The sequence below is a fragment of the Ancylomarina sp. 16SWW S1-10-2 genome, assembly GCF_009669305.1.
Lineage (GTDB): Bacteria > Bacteroidota > Bacteroidia > Bacteroidales > Marinifilaceae > Ancylomarina.
This window is the reverse complement of sequence record NZ_SADB01000322.1, coordinates 1-384: the sequence shown is the minus strand read 5'-3', so window position 1 is coordinate 384 and position 384 is coordinate 1. Positions and strand designations below refer to the sequence as shown.

General features: G+C 74.2%; 1 protein-coding gene. It reads right to left on the bottom strand.

What is annotated here, in order from left to right:
- Positions 1-384 (bottom strand): MBL fold metallo-hydrolase (locus EMN46_RS19375; RefSeq protein ID WP_154202658.1); only part of this gene is annotated, 384 nt, incomplete at both ends.

The window sequence follows — 384 nt, the reverse complement described above, 5'->3', positions numbered from 1 at the left end:
CCAGACCGCCTTGGTTGTCGTCTGCTTGCGGGCCAGGAGGCCAGAGGACCTCGAGGCTCCCCCGCCCCACCCTGAGCCGCGTGCCCGCGCCGGGGTAGCGGATGGGTACCCCCTTGGCCTCCAGAGCCCGCACCAAGGGGTGATCCCGGGGAAAGGCCGGGGAGAGGAGGGCCAGGCCCACCGGGAGCTCGGCCACCACCTGGAGGAGCCCGCCGTAGTGGTCCACGTCGGGATGGGTGGCCACCAGGACCTCGAGGGCTTCCACCCCCAGGGCCCTTAGGGCCCGCACCACCTTTTCCCCCTGCTCGGGCCGGCCCCCGTCCACCAGCACCTCGGCCCCACCCAGCCGGGCCAGCAGGGCATCCCCCTGGCCCACGTCCAGGG